Annotated in this window: 14 protein-coding genes and 1 pseudogene; 12 read left to right on the top strand and 3 right to left on the bottom strand. The window is 66.3% G+C overall.

Translation table 11 applies throughout. The features are described from left to right. Window positions 1-31: 31 nt before the first annotated feature. The gene (locus AB4Z44_RS13040; protein ID WP_404710129.1) at window positions 32-2128 is read right to left on the bottom strand and encodes a PQQ-dependent dehydrogenase, methanol/ethanol family; all 2097 of its coding nucleotides are present in this window, start codon (window positions 2126-2128) and stop codon (window positions 32-34) included. Between the two features lie 209 nt (window positions 2129-2337). Between AB4Z44_RS13040 and AB4Z44_RS13035 the strand changes: the two genes are divergently transcribed. The 8 genes and pseudogenes from AB4Z44_RS13035 to cobA all read left to right on the top strand — a co-directional run bounded on the left by AB4Z44_RS13035 (window position 2338) and on the right by cobA (window position 13453). Further along, a complete protein-coding gene (locus tag AB4Z44_RS13035) occupies window positions 2338-2919 on the top strand; it encodes an ANTAR domain-containing response regulator (RefSeq protein ID WP_404710128.1) in 582 nt (193 codons plus the stop codon). Then, entirely contained in the window at window positions 2916-4124 is a 1209-nt protein-coding gene (locus AB4Z44_RS13030) for a CmpA/NrtA family ABC transporter substrate-binding protein (protein ID WP_404710127.1), read from the top strand. Before AB4Z44_RS13035 ends, AB4Z44_RS13030 begins: the two co-directional genes overlap by 4 nt. Before the next feature lie 203 nt (window positions 4125-4327). Then, a complete protein-coding gene (locus AB4Z44_RS13025; RefSeq protein ID WP_404710126.1) occupies window positions 4328-5569 on the top strand; it encodes a nitrate/nitrite transporter in 1242 nt (413 codons plus the stop codon). A gap of 50 nt (window positions 5570-5619) precedes the next feature. Further along, a complete protein-coding gene (locus AB4Z44_RS13020; protein ID WP_404710125.1) occupies window positions 5620-6825 on the top strand; it encodes an alginate export family protein in 1206 nt (401 codons plus the stop codon). A gap of 241 nt (window positions 6826-7066) precedes the next feature. After that, window positions 7067-9589 (top strand): nitrite reductase large subunit NirB, encoded by a 2523-nt coding sequence (nirB, locus tag AB4Z44_RS13015; protein ID WP_404710124.1) that lies wholly within the window; start codon window positions 7067-7069, stop codon window positions 9587-9589. Between the two features lie 5 nt (window positions 9590-9594). Continuing rightward, window positions 9595-9935: pseudogene (nirD, locus tag AB4Z44_RS13010) on the top strand (nitrite reductase small subunit NirD). Between the two features lie 148 nt (window positions 9936-10083). Continuing rightward, window positions 10084-12684, top strand: coding sequence for a molybdopterin-dependent oxidoreductase (locus AB4Z44_RS13005; RefSeq protein WP_404710123.1), 2601 nt, complete (start codon window positions 10084-10086; stop codon window positions 12682-12684). Further along, window positions 12671-13453, top strand: a complete 783-nt coding sequence (gene cobA, locus AB4Z44_RS13000; RefSeq protein ID WP_404710122.1) for a uroporphyrinogen-III C-methyltransferase — start codon at window positions 12671-12673, stop codon at window positions 13451-13453. Before AB4Z44_RS13005 ends, cobA begins: the two co-directional genes overlap by 14 nt. On the opposite strand, the gene AB4Z44_RS12995 is transcribed toward cobA, so the two are convergent. Next, window positions 13454-13957 carry a hypothetical protein gene (locus tag AB4Z44_RS12995; RefSeq protein ID WP_404710121.1) on the bottom strand — a complete coding sequence of 168 codons (504 nt, stop codon included), beginning with the start codon at window positions 13955-13957 and terminating at the stop codon, window positions 13454-13456. A 137-nt stretch (window positions 13958-14094) separates the two neighbouring features. Between AB4Z44_RS12995 and argS the strand changes: the two genes are divergently transcribed. From argS to nagZ, 3 genes are all read left to right on the top strand, one after another. Continuing rightward, entirely contained in the window at window positions 14095-15822 is a 1728-nt protein-coding gene (gene argS, locus AB4Z44_RS12990) for an arginine--tRNA ligase (protein ID WP_404710120.1), read from the top strand. 136 nt (window positions 15823-15958) lie between these two features. Beyond that, window positions 15959-16612, top strand: coding sequence for an SPOR domain-containing protein (locus AB4Z44_RS12985; RefSeq protein ID WP_404710119.1), 654 nt, complete (start codon window positions 15959-15961; stop codon window positions 16610-16612). Next, window positions 16609-17616, top strand: a complete 1008-nt coding sequence (nagZ, locus tag AB4Z44_RS12980; RefSeq protein WP_404710118.1) for a beta-N-acetylhexosaminidase — start codon at window positions 16609-16611, stop codon at window positions 17614-17616. Before AB4Z44_RS12985 ends, nagZ begins: the two co-directional genes overlap by 4 nt. A gap of 10 nt (window positions 17617-17626) precedes the next feature. On the opposite strand, the gene AB4Z44_RS12975 is transcribed toward nagZ, so the two are convergent. Then, entirely contained in the window at window positions 17627-17761 is a 135-nt protein-coding gene (locus AB4Z44_RS12975; protein ID WP_404710117.1) for a hypothetical protein, read from the bottom strand. A 135-nt stretch (window positions 17762-17896) separates the two neighbouring features. Between AB4Z44_RS12975 and htpG the strand changes: the two genes are divergently transcribed. Further along, on the top strand, window positions 17897-19774 hold the full coding sequence (htpG, locus tag AB4Z44_RS12970; RefSeq protein WP_404710116.1) for a molecular chaperone HtpG: 1878 nt from the start codon (window positions 17897-17899) through the stop codon (window positions 19772-19774). The last annotated feature ends 44 nt before the right edge of the window (window positions 19775-19818 follow it).

Here is a 19818-nt window from a genome sequence, read left to right as displayed (position 1 = left end):
GGTCAATTTCACTTTATGCTCTCCCAAGCCGTCATTTATGCGCCGCATCGTCCTGCCAATCCTCGTTGGCCCGCGCGATCAGGTAGGAATGGATCGCCTCGGCCTGCGAGGGCGTGAGCAAATCCTTGAAGCTCGCCATGCCCTTGTCGGCCCGCGCGCCGCCCAGCACGATATCGAGGAAATGCTTGTGCGTGTCAGGCGTCATGTAGCGCAGGTCCTTGACGCCCCCGCGCGCATCCTCGCCATGGCAGGTGCGGCATGTCTGGGCGTAGAGCGCCTGACCTTCCTTCACCTCGGCCTCGCCGGCGCGGAGGTAAGGCGGAGCGGGCAATGACGATGGCGGCGGCATCGGCGGTAGCTTGGCGGTCCCGCCGAGCTTGAACACGAGCAGGCGCGAGGTCGATGTGCGGAAGCCACCGGGGATCTTGCTGAGGCCATAGACCGGCGATCCGGTCCAGCCGACATTGACCGCGATATATTGCTCGCCGTCGACGGTGTAGGTGATCGGCCCCGCCAGTGGGACATTGTCGACCGGCATTCGCCACAGCAATTTGCCGTTGTCGGCGCGATAGATGGCGAGATTCTTCTCGATCGTGCCCTCCACCAGCAGATTGCCCGCCGTCGTCAGCACGCCGCCCGAGCCCGGATAGGGGTAGGGGACGCGGAACGCCTCCTTCTGCGTCACCGGGTTGAGCGCGAGCAGATAGCCTTTCTCGTTCGCATTCGCCTCGGCCAGCAATTTCTTGCGAAGCTCGGGCTGACTGCCGAAATCGCGGCCCGAATTGGATCGGAACGGCACCCATTTGAACTTGCCGTCGGGAAGGCGAGCGTAGACGTCGCCTTGTTCCTGCGCCGGGAAGTAGACCAGCCCCGTCAGCGGGCTGTACGACATCGGATACCAGCTGTGCGCCGCCATCCAGCTTGGTGTCATCAGGTGCGGCGTCTCGGTGATCTTCGCGTCGGGATAGACGATCGGCCGCCCGGTCTTCGGATCGAGCCCGCTTGCCCATGTATTCGGCACGTAGGATTTGCCTGAGATGACCTTCCCGGTCTTGCGATCGAGGACGTAGAAGAAGCCATTCTTGGGCGCCTGCATCAGCACCTGACGCTGCTGCCCGGCAATCTTGAGATCGGCCAACACCATCGGCTGGGTGCAGGTGTAATCCCACTCCTCGTCGGGCACCATTTGATAGTGCCAGACATATTTGCCGGTGGTCGCGTTGACTGCGACGATCGAGCAGAGGAACAGATTGTCGCCGCCATTGGGGCTGCGGAAATGCTGGACGTGCGGCCCGCCATTGCCGGTGCCGATATAGACCAGGTTAAGCTTCGGATCGTAGACGATCGAATCCCAGGCGGTGCCGCCCCCGCCATATTTCCACCATTCGCCGTTCCAGGTTTTGGTGGCCATCGGCATCACCGAATCCGACGCTTCGTGATCGGGGCCCTTCGCCGGATCGCCGGGGACGGTGTAGAATTTCCACAGCTTTTTGCCGGTCTCGGCATCGTAGGCGATGACGAAGCCGCGCACGCCATAATCGGCGCCGCCATTGCCGATCACGACCTTGCCGTCGAAGACGCGTGGGCTCCCTGTAATCGAATAAGCCCAGTTCTTGTCGAAGGTCTGCTGCGACCAGACTTCCTTGCCCGTCTTCGCATCGACCGCGATCAGCCGGCCATCGAGCGCCCCGATATAGATCCTGCCCTTCCACGCCGCGATCCCGCGCGCGCTCGGCCCGCAGCAGGCGAGCCGCGCCCATTCGCGCGCGACGTGGGGATCGTAGGTCCAGAGCTTCTTGCCGGTCTTGGCATCATAGGCGGTGACGACGTTGAAGACCGAGACATTGTAGAGCACGCCATCGATCATCAGCGGGGTGCTCTCGATCCCGCGATAGGTATCGAGATCGGCATACCAAGCGAGGCCGAGCGTCCCGACATTCTTGTCGTTGATCTGCTTCAACGGGCTGAAGCGTTGCTCGTCCCAGGTGCGGCCATAGGACATCCACTGCCCGGCTTCGGGGTTGCGCATGCGCTTGCCGTCGACCGCGGCGCGTGGCGCATCGGCCACCGCCTGCGATCCGAGCGCAGCCACCAGGGCTGCTGCCACAGCGAGCTTCGCGACGCGCATCGAACCTGTTCCCCTCAATCTTCTCTTTTGGGCGTCGAGATTACGCCTCTTGCCGCTTCTGCCTAGTCCGAACTGGCGGCGGCAGCCTTGATCGAGATGGCGTCGCGAATTGTCACAGCTGGAATTGCTGCCGATCGCCGCATCGCCCATTGACCTCGGATGCGAACTGCCGGCACCTCGCCTGCGCGATTAGGGACGGAAGCGGGCATTTGCGGATCGTAATCGTCGATGACAGCGGGCTGCGCGCCACCGTGCTCGAGGATGGGCTGCGGGAGGCGGGCTATGACGATATCCACCTCGTGCCGCCGCGCGGGGGATTCGTCGCGCGGATCGAGCGGATGGCGCCCGATGTCGTGCTGATGGATCTGGGCAGCCCGAGCCGCGACACGCTGGAGGAGATGCTGGCGGTCAGCCGTGCGCTCGCCAAGCCGATCGCGATGTTCGTCGATCATTCGGACGAGCATATGATCGGCGCAGCGATCGATGCCGGGGTTTCGGCCTATGTCGTCGATGGCCTGCGCAAGGAGCGGGTCAAGCCGGTGCTCGATCTCGCCATCCGCCGCTTCAACGCCTTCGCGCGCATGCAGGCCGAGCTCGATGAGGCGCGCACTGCGTTGGCCGATCGCAAGACGATCGATCGCGCCAAATCCATCCTGATGACCAGCCGCAACCTGCCAGAGGCCGAAGCTTATGCGCTGCTGCGCTCGACCGCGATGAACCAAGGCCGCCGGATCGTGGAGGTGGCCGAAGCCTTGATCACTGCCAGCGCGCTGCTCGGAGGCCAGCCATGACCCCATTGACGCTCGCTTTCCTGCCGCTGACCGACAGCGCCGTGCTCGTTGCAGCCCGTGAAAAGGGCTTCGCCGCCGCCGAAGGGATCGATCTCGGCCTGGTCCGCACGACATCCTGGGCGACGTTGCGCGATCGCCTGGTCTACGGGCAGGTGCAGGGTGCGCATATGCTGGCGCCGCTGGCGATCGCCGTGACGCTCGGGCTCAGCCAGCATCCCGCCGCTTTGGCGGCGCCGTTCCGGCTCAACGTCAATGGCAATGCGCTGACGATGGCGACCGGCTTCGCCGCGGCGCTCGATCCCGATCCGGCGCGGCGGATCGACGATCCCGTCGCCACGGCGCACGATTTCGCCGCGGCGATCGGGCTGCATCATCGCAAACCGATCATCGGCATCGTCCATCGCTTCTCCAGCCACGCGCTGATGCTGCGGTATTGGCTCGGCTATGCCGGGATCGATCCCGATCGCGATGTGACGCTCCGCGTGCTGCCGCCGTCGCTGATGGTCGAGGCGTTGCGCGCAGGCGAGATCGACGGCTTCACCGCGGGCGAACCGTGGAACAGCGTCGCGGTGATGGAAGGGCTGGGCGAGATCGTCGCAGTCGGCGCGCGTATCTGGCGACGCGGAGTCGAGAAGGTGCTCGCCTTCCGTGCCGACTGGATGGAGACCCATCCCGAACCGGTCGATCGGCTGCTGGTGGCCTTGTCGCACGCCGCGTCGTGGTGCGACGATCCGGACCATCATGGCGAACTGGCCGATCTGTTGGCGCGGCCCAACTATGTCGGGCAGCCGGCCGAGGCGATCCTGCCTGCGCTGACCGGCAGGCTGGTGCTGCGGCCTGGCGATGCGCCGATCGCGATCTCCGATTTCCTGCTTTTCTATCGCGAGGCGACCGCCTTTCCGTGGCGCAGCCAGGCGCTGTGGATCTATTCGCAGCTGCAGCGCTGGAAGATGCTCTCGCCCACCGGCACGCTCGAACGGCGCGCCGCGGACGTGTTCCGATCGGACGTCTATCGCCGCGCTTTGGGTGCGACCGGGCAACCGATGCCGGGGGCTAGCATGAAGCTCGAGGGTGCGCTCGACTCGCCCTTCGGCGTGGGATCGCATCGTGGTCCGCTGACGCTTGGCCCCGACCGCTTTTTCGACGGACGCGTGTTCGATCCGGAGGATCTGCGATCCTATCTCGCTGGATTTGCTGCCAAGTAACGCTTTCGTTTTTTGCAGTTGCGAACAAGACCGAATTGGTAAATCATTAGGGCAACGCACGATGATGTGCGTCCAGCGGAGGCAGCCCCAGTGCCGGGGCGATCTCCATCACAGACAGCAAAGCCGCTGTCCGGACCCGTGGAAACGCGGGCGTCCGGAGAGCGGCTTTTTCGTGCCTGCGGCACATCGGATTGGGGGTTCACATGGCAACGGCATATTGGGACGATAAGCGGGTAAAGGATCGAAACGGCTTTTGGCATCTGGGCCATCGCCCGACCCTGATCGCCGCCTTCCTGTATTTCGATCTCGCTTTCATGGTGTGGGTGTTGCTCGGGCCGCTCGCGCCCGAAATCGCCAAGACGCTCCACCTCACCGCCGCCCAGAAGGGACTTATGGTGGCGACGCCGACACTGGCCGGCGCGATCCTGCGGCTCGTGATCGGCTTGCTGGTGGATCGCATCGGGCCGAAGCTTGCTGGCGCGATCAGCCAAGTCGTGGTGATCGCCGGCCTGCTGACCGCATGGGCCGCCGGGGTGAACAGCTTCACCGGTACGCTGGCGCTGGGCGTCCTGCTCGGCCTCGCGGGGGCGAGCTTCGCGATCGCTCTGCCGCTGGCCAGCCGCTGGTATCCACCCGAGCATCAGGGCAAGGCGATGGGGCTGGCCGGCATGGGGAATTCGGGCACTGTTCTCGCCTCGCTGTTTGCGCCGACCTTGGCCAAATTGTTTGGCTGGAACGCGGTGCTGGGCCTCGCCTGCATCCCGCTCACGATCGTGCTGGTCGTCTATCTGGCGATGGCCAAGGACGCGCCCAATCCGCCGGCGCCCAAGTCGATCACTGCCTACCTCCAGCCGCTCCGCAGCGTCGACGCCTGGTGGCTGATGGCCTTCTATCTCGTCACGTTCGGCGGCTTCTCGGGGCTGGCCTCGTCGCTCTCGATCTATTTCACCGATCAGTTCGGGCTGACGACGGTCGCGGCGGGCTATGCGACGGCGGCGTGCGTCTTCGCCGGGTCGCTGGTGCGGCCGATGGGCGGTGCGCTCGCCGATTCGATCGGTGGCGTGAAGACGTTGACCGGCGTGTTCATCGTCGCGGCGCTTGCACTCGCCGGCGTCAGTAGCGCGCCGACGCTGGCGATGGCGCTCGGGCTGTTCGTCGTCGCGATGCTGGCGCTCGGCACCGGCAATGGCGCGGTGTTCCAACTCGTGCCGCAGCGCTTCCGGGAAGAGATCGGCGTGATGACCGGGCTGGTCGGCATGGCCGGTGGCATCGGCGGCTTCTACCTGTCCTCCTCGCTCGGCTTTGCGCGGCAGCTGACCGGCAGCTTCCAGCCGGGCTTCTTGATCTTCGCGGCGCTGGCGCTGGTCGCGCTCGCCTTGCTGACCGTGGTCAAGCGCGGGTGGCGGATGAACTGGGGTGCTGCCGCCAACGGCGTGCGCATCTGAGGCTGGCGGCGGGCGGCCGACGCGCCGCCCGCCTGCGCGAGGGGGAATTCATGAAGACGTTGATAGCAACGGTGGCCGTACTGGCCGCCGCAGGGCCGGCTTGTGCCGAGGATGTGAAGCTTACGCCACTCGCCGATCTGCGGGCGCGCTACGAATATGTCGATCAGGACGGGCTCGCCGATAAAGCCGATGCGCTGACGCTTCGCCTTCGCGGCGGGCTCGCTGCCAGCGATGGCGGATGGAGCGCGCTGGTCGAGGGCGAGGGGACGCTCGCCGCCATCGCCCATTATTATGACGGGCTGAACGGCGCCGCTACCCGGCCTCTGGTCGCCGATCCGCAGACGATCGGGCTCTACCGCGCGCAGCTCCAGTATAAGAGCAAGGCGATCACATTGACTGCCGGACGCCAGCGCATTGCGCTCGACGACGAACGCTTCGTCGGCGCGGTCGGCTTCCGCGACAATGGCCAGACGTTCGATGCGGTGCGTGCCGAATGGACCGCGATCCCGAAGCTCAAGGTCGATGTCAGCTATGCGTGGAGCGTCCGCACCATCTGGGGCATCGACGGCAATGGCGCACGCCAGCAGGCGGTGTCGGGCAACAACATCCTCGCCAATGTCGGCTATGCGACGCCGTTAGGCACGCTCACCGGCTTCGCCTATCTGGTCGATCAGGACGAGGCGGCGGTGCAGAAGTATCGCCTGTCGAGCCAAACCTATGGCGGGCGTCTCGTCGGTGCACGCGCATTGGCGAAAGGCGTCAAACTCTCCTGGCAGGCGAGCTATGCGCGGCAGTCGGCTTACCATCGCAATCCCAACAGCTATGCGGCCGATTATTACCTGATCGATGGTGCGCTCGATGTGCGGGCGCTGCGGCTGGGGGCGGGCTATGAGGTGCTCGGCGCCGATGGCGGCACGGCGCTGACCTCGTTCCAGACGCCGCTCGCCACCGGGTTCAAATTCCAGGGCTGGGCGGACAAATTCCTGACCACGCCGCCCAACGGCGTGCGCGATCTCTATGGCAGCCTGGGCTATTCGCTGAAGACGCTCGGCCGGGCCAAGGCGGTGACCGTGCAGGCGACCTTCCATCGCTTCGACAGCGATCGGCTGGGCCAGCATTATGGCAACGAGGTGGATCTCCTCGCCAGCGCCAAGCTCGGCCGAACAACTCTGTCTGCCCGCTATGCCGATTACAGCGCGCGCAGCTTCATGACCGATACGAAGAAAGCGTGGCTGCAGCTGGATTGGGCGTTGTGATGCGCTCCAGGCCAGTTGATCATTTCGCACTTGCAGCAAGCACCCGTTTCGCTGCATCATCCAACCGTTCCGGCAGCGTTGCCGGAATCGACATAGCTGGCGCGTCCAATGATGGGCACCGTCGGCACATCGCCCCGCCCGGGTTCGTCCCGGTCCGGTTTACGATGATGGCAAGGCCGCCATGCAGGCGCTGGATTTCCAGCGTCCGCATGGCGGCCTTTTTCGTTTTGGAGCAACGGCAATGACCTTCACCGAAGGTGGTTCGACAGATCAGGGCGCGGAGATCGAAGCCGGCGCCGCGCAGCGGCTGGTCGTGATCGGCAACGGCATGGCTGGTTGCCGCGCGGTGGAGGAGTTGCTGGCGCGCGCTCCGGGCCGCTACGCCATCACCATCTTCGGCGCCGAGCCGCGGGTGAATTACAACCGCATCATGCTCTCGCCTGTGCTGGCGGGCGAGAAGAGCTTCGACGAGATCGTGATCAACGATCATGCCTGGTATCGCGACAATGCGATCCGGCTGGTCTCGGGCGATCCGGTGGTCGCGATCGATCGCGATGCTCGCATCGTGCGTTCGGCGAGCGGGATCGAGGTCGGCTATGACCGGCTGCTGATCGCGACCGGATCCGATCCCTTCATCATCCCGGTGCCCGGCAGCAAGCTCGATGGCGTGATCAGCTTCCGCGACATGGCCGATGTCGATCGCATGCTGGCGGCGGCGGACCGGGGCGGGGCGGCGGTGGTGATCGGCGGCGGGCTGCTTGGGCTGGAGGCGGCGCACGGCCTGTCGCTGCGCGGCATGAAGGTCACCGTACTCCACATCATGCCGACCCTGATGGAGCGCCAACTGGACGAGGCGGCCGGCTGGCTGCTCAAGTCCGCGCTGGAAGCACGCGGCCAGACGATCCTGACCGGCGCCGACACCGCCGAGATCGTGGGCGACGGCGCAGTCGAGGGTGTCCGCCTCAAGGACGGCACCTTCATCCCCGCCAGCCTGGTGGTGATGGCGGTCGGCATCCGCCCGAGCGTGGCCCTGGCGCGCGCCGCCGGGCTCGAAATCGGGCGCGGGATCAAGGTGGACGATCATATGGTCACGTCCGACCCTCACGTCCTGGCGGTCGGCGAGTGCGTCGAGCATGACGGGATGGTCTACGGGCTGGTCGCGCCGCTCTGGGATATGTGCCGCGCGCTCGCCGACGGACTGGTCGACCGCCACAGCGGCTATCGCGGTTCGGTCACGTCGACCAAGCTCAAGGTGTCGGGGATCGACGTCTTTTCGGCGGGCGATTTCTCGGGTGGCGACGGGGCCGAGGATATCGTGCTGCGCGATGCCTCGCGCGGCATCTACAAGCGCGTCGTCGTGCGCGACGATCGCATCGTCGGGGCGGTGCTCTATGGCGATACCGCCGACGGCAGCTGGTATTTCGATCTGCTGAAGAAGCGCGAGGATATCTCCGCGGTTCGCGACATGCTGATCTTCGGCCAGGCCTTCGCCCTCGGAGGAGGGCAGGCGGACCCTAAGGCGGCCGTTGCGGCGCTCTCGGCCGATGCCGAGATTTGCGGCTGCAACGGCGTCTCGAAGGGCAAGATCGTCGCCTGCATCGATGGCGGTGCCACCACGCTCGATGCGGTGCGCGCGACGTGCAAGGCGTCCGCCTCGTGCGGCTCGTGCACCGGGCTGGTCGAGATCTTGCTGAGCCTGTCGCTGGGCGAGGATTATGCTGGCGAGCGCACGGTCAAGACCGTCTGCAAATGCACCAGCTTCGGCCATGACGACGTCCGCCGCGAGATCGTCGCGCAGGGGATGAAATCGATCCCCGAGGTGATGCAGAAGCTGCACTGGTCGACCCCGGACGGCTGCTCGTCCTGTCGCCCGGCGCTCAATTATTATCTGCTCTGCGCCTGGCCCGGCGACTATGTCGACGATCAGCAGAGTCGCTTCGTCAACGAGCGCATGCACGCCAACATCCAGAAGGACGGCACTTATTCGGTCGTCCCGCGCATGTGGGGCGGGCTTACCAACCCGCGCGAATTGCGCGCGATCGCCGACGTTGTCGAGAAATACGACGCACCGATGGTCAAGGTCACCGGCGGCCAGCGGCTCGATATCTTCGGGATAAAAAAGGAAGATCTGCCCGCCGTCTGGGCCGATCTGAACGCCGCAGGCATGGTTTCGGGCCATGCCTACGGCAAGTCGCTGCGCACGGTGAAGACCTGCGTCGGATCCGAATGGTGCCGCTTCGGGACGCAGGATTCGACCGGGCTCGGCGTGAAGATCGAGCGGATGTCGTGGGGCTCGTGGATGCCGCACAAGTTCAAGATCGCGGTCTCGGGCTGCCCGCGCAATTGCGCCGAGGCGACGATCAAGGATTTCGGCGTGGTCTGCGTCGACAGCGGCTACGAACTGCATGTCGGCGGCAATGGCGGGATCAAGGTCCGCGCCACCGATCTGCTCTGCAAGGTCGCGACCGAGCGGCAGGCGATGGATTATTGCGCCGCCTTCATCCAGCTCTATCGCGAGGAAGCCCGCTATCTCGAGCGGACCGCGCCGTGGATCGAGCGGGTGGGGGTCGACTATATTCGGTCGCGTATCGCCGACGACGAAGTCGGGCGCGAGGCGCTGACCAGCCGCTTCCTGTTCGCCCAGAGCTTCAGCCAGGAGGATCCCTGGGCGGCACGCGCCGCCGGCGCCGAGCGCGAACAGCACGCCCATTGGGGCGAGCTCCGCCCGCTGGGCGCCCCCCTCCATGCCATCGCCGCGGAGTAAACAGCATGCTGACCGGAAACTGGATCGACGTCGGCGAACTCTCCGCCATCCCCGTGCGCGGCGCGCGCACCGTGCCGGTGGCGGGGGGGCCGAGATCGCCGTCTTCCGCACCGGTGACGACAAGGTGTTCGCGCTGATCAATGCCTGCCCGCACAAGAAAGGGCCGCTCAGCCAGGGCATCGTCCATGGCCATGCGGTTGCCTGCCCGCTCCACAATTGGCGGATCTCGCTCAGCACGGGCGAGGCGCTGGGCGAGGATGCGGGCTGCACGCCCACTATCCCGGTGCGGGTCGATTCCGGGCGGGTCCTGATCTGCCGGGCCAGCACGCTCAAGGCGGCGGCGTGAGGGGAAGTCCCGAAATCCTCCCCGGCACGGGGAGGGGGACCGCCGCCGAAGGCGGTGGTGGAGGGGTCCCCTGGCTGGGCGCAGCGCAAGTGTGGGGCCCCCTCCACCAGCCTGCGGCTGGTCCCCCTCCCCGTGCCGGGGAGGATTTATGACAACGCGCACCACCTGCGCCTATTGCGGTGTCGGTTGCGGAATACTCGCAACGCCGACGGGCGCGCGTGCGGTCGAGATCAAGGGCGATCCCGATCATCCCGCCAATGCCGGGCGGCTCTGTTCGAAGGGGACGCATCTCGGCGAGACGATCGGACTGGAGGGGCGCCTGCTCCACCCGATGATCGGCCAGCGGCGCGCGCGGTGGGATCGCGCTTTGGCACTGGTCGCGCGGCGCTTCCGCGACACGATCGCGCGGCATGGGCCGGACAGTGTCGCCTTCTACGTCTCGGGCCAGTTGCTGACCGAGGATTATTACGTCGCCAACAAGCTGATGAAGGGCTTCATCGGATCGGGCAATATCGACACCAATTCACGGCTGTGCATGTCGAGCGCGGTGGCCGGGCATCTGCGGGCGTTCGGCGAGGATATCGTGCCCGCAGGCTATGACGATCTCGATGCGGCCGATCTGTTCGTCCTTGTCGGATCGAACACCGCCTGGTGCCATCCGGTCGTCTACCAGCGCATGCAGCCGGCGCGCGTGGCGCGCGGCGCGAAGCTGGTCGTGATCGATCCGCGCCGCACCGAGACGTGCGAGGATGCCGATCTCCATCTCCCGATCCGGCCCGGCAGCGACGTCGCCCTGATGAACGGGCTGCTTGCATGGTGCCGGGCGGAAGGGCTGGTCGATCAGGCTTACCTGGACGGACACGTCGCAACACCCGAGGGTTTTTGGGAGACGCTCGGCGAGGGGCATGACCTCTGGTCGGTCGCCAAAACATGCGACGTGCAGCCGGCCGACCTGCGCCGCTTCTACGAATTGTTCGCGGCCAACCCGCGCACGATCACGATGTTCAGCCAGGGGATCAACCAGTCGCTGCGCGGCACCGATCAGGTCAACGCGATCATCAACCTCCACCTGGCGACCGGGCGGATCGGCAAGCCCGGCGCGGCGCCTTTCTCGATCACCGGCCAACCCAACGCGATGGGTGGGCGCGAGGTCGGCGGGCTAGCCTCGACCCTTGCCGCGCACATGGATTTCGCAGCCGATAATGTCGCACGGGTCGGGCGCTTCTGGGCGGCACCCAATATGGCCAATAAGGCCGGGCTGAAGGCGGTCGATATGTTCCGCGCCATCGGCGAGGGGCGGATCAAGGCGGTCTGGATCATGGGCACCAACCCCGCGGTCAGCATGCCCGATGCCGGCCGCGTGCGCGAGGCGCTGGCGGCGTGCCCGTTCGTGGTCGTGTCCGACGTCATCGCCGATACCGACACCGGCCGGTTCGCGCATGTCCGCCTGCCGGCCGCCGCCTGGGGCGAAAAGGACGGCACGGTCACTAATTCCGAACGCTGCATCAGCCGTCAGCGCCCGTTCCTGCCCTTGCCGGGCGAGGCGAGGCCCGATTGGTGGATCATGAGCGAGGTGGGGCGCCGCATGGGCTGGCGCACCGCTTTCGCCTATGATGGCCCGGCTGAGATCTTTCGCGAGCATGCGCGGCTGTCGACCTACCAGAATGACGGCGCGCGGCTGTTCGATCTGCGATCGCACGCAGCGATTGGCAATCCGGCTTATGAGGCGATGGCGCCCTTTCATTGGGGTGGCCGGCCGTTTGCCGAGGGGCGTTATTCGACGCCCGACGGCAAAGCGCGGCTGGTGGCGGTGAGGCAGGCGCCGCTGGCCGATCCGCTGCCGCTCTGGCCGATGACGCTCAATACGGGGCGTTACCGCGATCAATGGCATACGATGACGCGAACCGGGCTGTCGCCCAGGCTCTCGGCGCATCGTCAGGAACCATTGGTGGAGGTGCATCCCGACGATGCCGCGGCACAGGCGCTGGCCGATGGCGATATTGCGCGCGTCAGCACGCCGCAGGGCGATAGCCTGTTTCGCGTGCAGATCAGCCCCGGCCAGCGCCCGGGCGAGATCTTCACCCCGATCCACTGGACCGATCGCCAGTCGAGCGGCGGGCGCTCCGGCCTGCTGCCGCGCCCGCTCGCCGATCCGCATTCGGGCCAGCCGGGTTTCAAATCGACCCCGGCGCGGATCGCCAGGGTGGCGATCGAATGGCGCGGCTTCCTGTTGCTCCGCGACGCGCCGAAGGTGCTGCCCGAATGCCTCTGGTACAGCCGCATCACCGTCGCCGGGGGTGTCCTCTACGAACTGGCCGGCACGGGCGATCCGGCCCGGATCGAAGCGTCGCTGCCGGCCGGCGAGCGGATCGAGGCGCGCGATGATGCGCGCGGATCGCTGCGGGCCGCCATCCTTGATCGGGGGCGTCTGGCGGCGAGCCTGTTCGTCACCCGCACCGGCAAATTGCCCGCGCGCGACTGGCTGATCGGACAATTGGGCGCGCTTCAATCGGGCCCGGCCGTCCTGGCGGGTCGGGCAGCCGGCGCGGCGCCCGATCGCGGCGCGATCCTGTGCGTCTGCTTCGATGTCGGCACGCGCACGATCGCCGAAGCGATCGTCCGGCAGAATCTGGTCGACGTCGCCGATATCGGCCGCGCGCTTCAGGCCGGCACCAATTGCGGCTCCTGCCGCCCCGCGCTCGCGCGCCTGCTCAGCCAATCGAGGGAGACATTCGATGTCGCATCGTGACGATGATTTCGCGCCCGGTACCGTCTGGCTGGTCGGCGCCGGCCCGGGCGATCCCGATCTGCTGACGCGCAAGGCGGAGCGCCTGCTGCGGCAGGCCGACATCGTCTTCCAGGATGCGCTGGTGGGCCCCGATATCCTCGCGCTCATCCCGGCGGACACCGACTGCGTGAATGTCGGCAAGAGATCGGGCCGTCATTCGAAGGAGCAGGGCTCGATCAACGATCTGTTGCTGGCGGCGGCGCGCGCGGGACGGCGCGTCGTCCGGCTCAAAGGCGGCGATCCCTCGATCTTCGGTCGGTCGATGGAGGAGATCGCCCATCTCGCCGCCGCGGGCGTCCGCACCCATATCTGCCCGGGCATAACGGCCGCGAGCGCGGCGGCGGCCGGTGCCGGACTTTCGCTCACCCTGCGGGGGCAGGCGCGCCAGCTCACGTTCGTGACGGCGCATGCGCGCGCGGGCGAGCGGCTGGAGCTCGATTGGCCCGCGCTCGCCAGCGATCAGGCGACCCTGGCGATCTATATGGGTCGCGCCGCGGCGGCCGATATCGCGCGCGAACTGATCGCGGCCGGGCGGTCGCCCGATACGCCGGTGATGATCGCGGTGAATGTCTCGCTGCCGAGCGAGCGGCTGATCCACGGCCGGCTTTCGGCGCTGGCCTTTCTGGTCCGCGCGATCAGCGACAGCGATCCGACCTTGCTGCTGATTGGCGAGGCGGCGGCAGCACCCGGTTACGCTTCGCTGAAACCGGCGGCGCTCGCCCTGGCCTGATCAGGCCGCGCGCGCTTCCTCCAGCAGCCGGCGCGCGCGCAGGAACATCTCGATCCGGGTGGCGGTGAACAGGCCGAGGCCGAATGCCAGCAGCAGGCCGGTCACCTGCAGCACGTTGAGCCCCATCGCCGCGCCCTCGTAGCGAAGCCCCGAGCGCGCCACGATCAGGAGCACGATGAAGAGCAAAGCCGCCGGCGAACTCTGCTGGTTGAGCGCGTGTGTGGCCGGGTCGACCGTGATCCGCATCAGCTTGCCGCGCCGCCAGCCGAGCGCGCCGCCTACGGCTGTTGCCACGCCTAGCTCCAGCCAGTTGAGCAGCCCGACCGGCGGATATTCCCACAACGATACGGCGAACACCACGAAGTAGATGGCGGGCACGATCGCCAGCGTCTCGAGCCGCAGGCGCCGCGCACGCCGCATCCCGCGCAGCCGCAGCGCCAGCACGATGGCGATCACGACCGGAAGGATGAAAGGTATCCATGCCGGCTGGCCTGCTTCGTGCATCTCGATTCCCCCGCTTCTGAAAGGCGTATTATATAAGTAGGACGGTTGCTTCAAGGCGGTGGGACGGCTTTCAGGGTGCCGTTTGTCGCCGACATGCTCTAAGGGGCCTTGATTCCGCCAACGATGGATGACCCCACTTGCCGACGCTCCACGCCCGTTTCGCCGATGATCTCGCCCTCATATTGGATGCTTTGGTGGCCGAAGGCGCGCTGCCGGCGGGGCTCGATCGACGCAACGTGACGGTCGAGCCGCCGCGCGATCCCGCGCATGGCGATCTCGCGACCAATGCGGCGATGGTGCTGGCCAAGCCCGCGGGCACCAATCCGCGCGCGCTGGCGCAATTGATCCAGCCACGGCTGGCAGCCTTGCCGCACATCGTCTCGGCCGAAATCGCCGGCCCCGGCTTCCTCAACGTGCGGCTGACCGACGAGACCTGGCGCGACGAACTGGCGACGATCCTGGCCGAGGGCGCCGATTACGGCCGCTCGACCGTCGGCGGCGGCAAGCGCGTCAATGTCGAATATGTCTCCGCCAACCCGACCGGGCCGATGCATATGGGCCATTGCCGCGGCGCGGTCGTGGGCGATGCGCTGGCGGCTTTGCTGGAATATGCCGGCTACAAGGTCACCCGCGAATATTATATCAACGATGCCGGGGCCCAGGTGCAGACGCTCGCCCGCTCGGCGCACCTGCGCTACCGCGAGGCGCTGGGCGAGACGATCTCGATTCCCGAGGGCTTCTATCCCGGCGACTATCTGGTTCCGATCGGCCAGAAGCTCGCCGCCGAGTTCGGCGATGCCTATGTCGGCAAGCCCGAAAGCGAGTGGCTCGATCTGTTCCGCGAGAAGACGGTCGCGGCGATGATGGACATGATCCGGGCCGATCTGGCCTTGCTCGGCATCCATCACGAGATATTCGCCTCCGAAGCCGCCGTGCAGAAGGCCGGCCGCGTCGAGAAGGCATTCGACGAATTGCGCGCCGAAGGCCTGATCTATCAGGGCACGCTCGAGCCGCCCAAGGGCGAACTCCCCGACGATTGGGAGCCGACCGAGATGACGCTGTTCCGCTCGACCGCGTTCGGCGACGATCAGGATCGCCCGGTGATGAAGTCCGATGGCGGGCTGACCTATTTCGGTACCGATCTCGCTTACCATGCGCAGAAGGCCGAAGAGGCCGATATGCTGATCGACATCTGGGGTGCCGATCATGCCGGAACGGTCAAGCGCATCCAGGCGGCGGTCAAGGCGCTGACCCACGGCCAGAAGCCGTTCGACGTGAAGCTCGTCCAGATGGTGCGGTTGCTGCGCGATGGCGAGCCGGTGAAGATGTCGAAGCGCTCTGGCAGCTTCGTCACGCTGGCGGACGTGGTCGAAGAGGTCGGCAAGGACGTGGTGCGCTTCACCATGCTCACCCGCAAGGCCGACGCCCAGATGGATTTCGACTTCGCCAAGGTGGTCGAGGCGTCGAAGGACAATCCGGTCTTCTACGTCCAGTATGCGCATGCCCGCGTGCGTTCGCTCCACCGCAAGGTGGCGGCGGAGGGTATCGTTCTGCCAGCGCCCGATCTTGCGTTGCTCGACGCCGAAGAACTGGGACTGATCAAGCTTGCTGCCCAATTCGCGCGTGTGATCGAGGGTGCGGCGGCGGCGCATGAGCCGCATCGCGTCGCCTTCTACCTCTACGATCTCGCCGCGACGCTCCACGCCCTGTGGAACCGCGGCAATGACGATCCGTCCCGCCGTTTCCTCGTGGCGGATCGCCCCGATTTGACCGCGGCACGGCTGGCATTGGCCGATGCGATCGGGCAGATCATCCGCAACGGGCTTGCCGTGATGGGCGTCGCGGCTGCGGAGGAGATGCATTAATGGTCGAGATTCGGCGCGGCTTCGGTGACGATACCCCCGGGGCGAGCGTCTGCCCTGGCTCGAGCCGGTCGAGGACGAATATGAGCCCGAGCCGCGCAGCGGCGGTGGCCTGGCCCTGCTCGGGCTGCTGGCGCTCGTGCTGGTCGGCATCGGCATCGGCGCCTTCATGCTCTACCGCCACTGGAGCGCATCGCATGCCGATCTCGGCCAGATCATCCGCGCGCCGGATACGCCCTATAAGGTGAAACCGGTCAATCCCGGCGGCCTGAAGGTCGATCCGACCGGCGCGGTCGCGGAGCATACCGGAACCGGCAACGATATCGATGCGCCGATCGACCTGTCGGCTCTGCCTGAAAAGCCGGTGACCGGCCCCGGCAGCGAGGCAGGGTCGGCCGCACCCATCCAGCCGCGCGTCGTACCTGCGCCGCCTGCGCCGGCGCCGGGCAAGGCGCCGCCGCCTGTCGTCGCGTCGGCGACGCCGCCCGCGCCGGTCGTCGTCAAGCCGGCGCCTCTGCCTGCGAGACCGACGCCCGTCGACGACAAGCCCGTTTCCCTGTCTGGAGGCGGCACGATCCAGCTCGGTGCGCTCAATAGCGAGGCCAAGGCCAAGCAGGTGTGGAAGGAAATGTCGGGACGCTTCCCGGCGCTCGCGCCGCTCACCATGTCGATCACGCCGGTGAAGGTGGGTGACAATACGCTCTATCGCCTGCGTGCCAGTGGCGGCGACGCGCGCACGGTCTGCGCCAAGCTCAAGGTCGCGGGCGAAGTCTGTGCCGTGGTGAGCCAGTGACGCCTTTGTTCCTGGGCCTTTCGGGGGCCGGACTGACCGACGAGGAGCGCAGCTTCTTCCGGCAGATCGAGCCGGCAGGCTATATCCTGTTCAAGCGGAACGTCGTCGATCGCGCGCAGATGAAGGCGCTGACCGACGATTTGCGCACCTTGTCCGGCCGCGACGATCTCCCCATCCTGATCGATCAGGAGGGCGGCCGTGTCGCGCGGATGCGCCCGCCCGAATGGCCGGAATTCCCGACCGGCGAGGCGTTCGACCGGCTTTACGACGTCGCGCCGGTCTCGGCGATCGAGGCGATCCGCGCCAACAGCCAGGCGCTGGGCCTGATGCTGCGCGAGGTGGGCGTCACGGTCGATTGCCTGCCCCTGCTCGACGTCCGCCAGGCAGGTGCGCACGACATCATCGGCGATCGTGCGCTCGGGCAAGAGCCGCTGCGGGTCGCGGCGCTCGGGCGCGCGACGCTTGAAGGGCTAAGGGCCGGCGGTGTCGTCGGCGTGGTCAAGCATATGCCGGGCCACGGCCGCGCGATGGCGGACAGCCATGTCGAGCTGCCGGTGGTCGACGCATCGGAAGCCGAACTCGAATCCGATGTCGCGCCGTTCACGACGCTCAACTGGGCGCCGATGGCGATGACCGCACACGTCGTCTACACCGCATGGGATGCGGATCGCTGCGCCAGCCTGTCGCCGGTGGTGATCGGGGAGATCATGCGCAAGCGGATCGGCTTCGACGGCCTGCTCATGTCCGACGATCTCGGCATGCACGCGCTCAAGGGCAGCTTCCGCGAGCGAGCGGCGCTGGTGATCGCGGCGGGATGCGACGTCGCGCTGCATTGCTCGGGCGACATGGCGGAGATGCGTGCCTGCGCCGAAGGCTGCGGCACGATCGCGCCGCGCGCGAAGGAGCGGCTCGACGCGGCAATGGCGACGATGGCGGGCGGGGTGGTCGGCGCCTCGTTCGAGGATCTGATCGCGAAGCGCGATGCCTTGCTCGCTTATGCCTGACCGCCCGGCATCACATCACGTCGTGGAACATATAATATAGGGCTGTGAAGAAGGCGGCCAGCGACACCGGGAACATGATGAAGGCCGAATAGGTCAGCCATCGCTCCTTCACGATCTCGGTGAGTTGCTTCATTCGGTCGCGCATGCTGTCACCTTTGCTGGAACGGTGATGGGAAAGCCTTCGGCCTCCTTTCCGAGCTTGTCTCGGAAGAAGACTTGAAAGCCCGAATTCCGGCCGCCATCTGCAGCGCGGACCTATCGAGAGGACTCTATAAACATCATGACGACGACCGAAGCCGTGCCCGAAACCCGTTCGTTCGAAGCCGACGTCGCCAAATTGCTGCACCTGATGGTGCACTCGGTCTATTCGGACAAGGATGTCTTCCTGCGCGAACTCATCTCGAACGCTGCCGATGCGTGCGAGAAGTTGCGCTACGAGGGGCTCAGCGATCCTGCCTTGCTCGGCGAAGACGGCCAGCCGCGCATCACCGTGACCCTCGATCCCGACAATCGCCAGCTCGCGATCGAGGATAATGGCATCGGCATGAGCGAGGCCGAGATGGGCGAGGCGCTCGGCACGATCGCGCGCTCGGGCACCAAGGCGTTCATGGACAGGATTGCCGGCGCCAAGGATGCCGAGGGCAGCCAGCTGATCGGCCAGTTCGGGGTCGGTTTCTATTCGGCGTTCATGGTGGCGGACAAGGTCGACGTTGTGTCGCGTCGCGCGGGTGCGGATACGGCCGCGATCTGGTCGTCCGATGGGCTCGGCACTTACACGATCCAGCCCACCAACCTCGCCGAGGCACCGGCGCGCGGCACGCGCGTGCTGCTCCATCTCAAGGAAGATGCCGCCAGCTATACCGAGAGTTTCACGATCGAGCGCACGATCAAGGCGCAGTCCGGCCACGTACCGGTACCGATCTTTCTCCAGGAAAAGCCCGACGCCGAACCCAAGCAGATCGCCGATGGCGCCGCTTTGTGGACGCGGCCCAAGGCCGAGATCACGACGGAAGAATATAAGGATTTCTATCGCAGCGTCGCCGGCCAGTATGACGAGCCAGCGCTGACCCTGCATTATCGCGCCGAAGGCCTGCACGAATATAATGTGCTGGCGTTCGTGCCCGAGACCAAGCCGTTCGACCTGTTCGATCCCGATCGCGCCGGCCGGATGAAGCTCTACGTCCGCCGCGTCTTCATCACCGACGAGGCGCAGATCCTGCCGCGCTACCTCCGCTTCGTGCGCGGGCTGGTCGATTCGGCCGATCTGCCGCTCAACGTTTCGCGCGAGATGATCCAGGAGAGTCCGGTCCTCGCGGCGATCCAGAAGGGCGTGTCCAACCGTATCCTGTCCGAACTCGACAAGCTCTCGGCCAGCGATAGCGAACGCTATCTCAAGATCTGGGACAATTTCGGCGCGGTGCTGAAGGAGGGCTTGTACGAGGATTATGCCCGCCGCGAGCAATTGCTCGGCCTCGCCCGCTTCAAGACGACCGCATCGGGCGATGCGTGGCGTTCGCTCAAGGATTATGCTGCCGGGCTGAAGGAGAACCAGACCGCGATCTATTATGCGACCGGGTCCGATCTCGGCCGGCTGGCCTCGTCGCCGCAGCTCGAGGGTTTCCGCGCGCGCGGGATCGAGGTGCTGCTGCTCGCCGATCAGGTCGACAGCTTTTGGGTTACCGGCATGGATTACGAGGGCAAGCCGTTCAAATCGGTGACGCAGGGACTGGCCGATCTGAGCCTGATCCCGCTGCCCGAAAGCGAGACGCCGGCGGCGGACGCGTCGGATGCCGTCAACGGCTTCATCGCCTTCGTGAAGACGACGCTCGGCGATGCGGTGTCGGATGTGCGCGTGTCGGATCGTCTGACCGAGAGCGCGGTGTGTCTGGTGGCACCCGAACATGCGATGGATCGGCAGCTCGAGAAATTGCTGGCCGGCGCGGGGCGGCTGGACGCGACCGCCAAGCCGGTGCTGGAGATCAACCCGCGCCATGCCTTGATCGCGAAGCTGAGCGAGGCGGGCGAGGGCGATCAGGCGCTGCGCGAGGATGCGGCGCATCTGCTGTTCGACGAGGCCCGGATCGCGGACGGCGAACTGCCGGTCGATCCGCGCGCGTTTTCGGCACGGCTGACGCGGGTGTTGGGGCGCGGGTTGTAAGGCGACCTTAAGGCCCTCTCCCTTTGGGAGAGGGTTGGGTGAGG

Source organism: Sphingomonas sp. MMS24-J13 (genome assembly GCF_044905095.1).
Classification (GTDB): domain Bacteria; phylum Pseudomonadota; class Alphaproteobacteria; order Sphingomonadales; family Sphingomonadaceae; genus Sphingomonas_I.
This window is presented reverse-complemented; position numbering and strand designations above follow the sequence as displayed.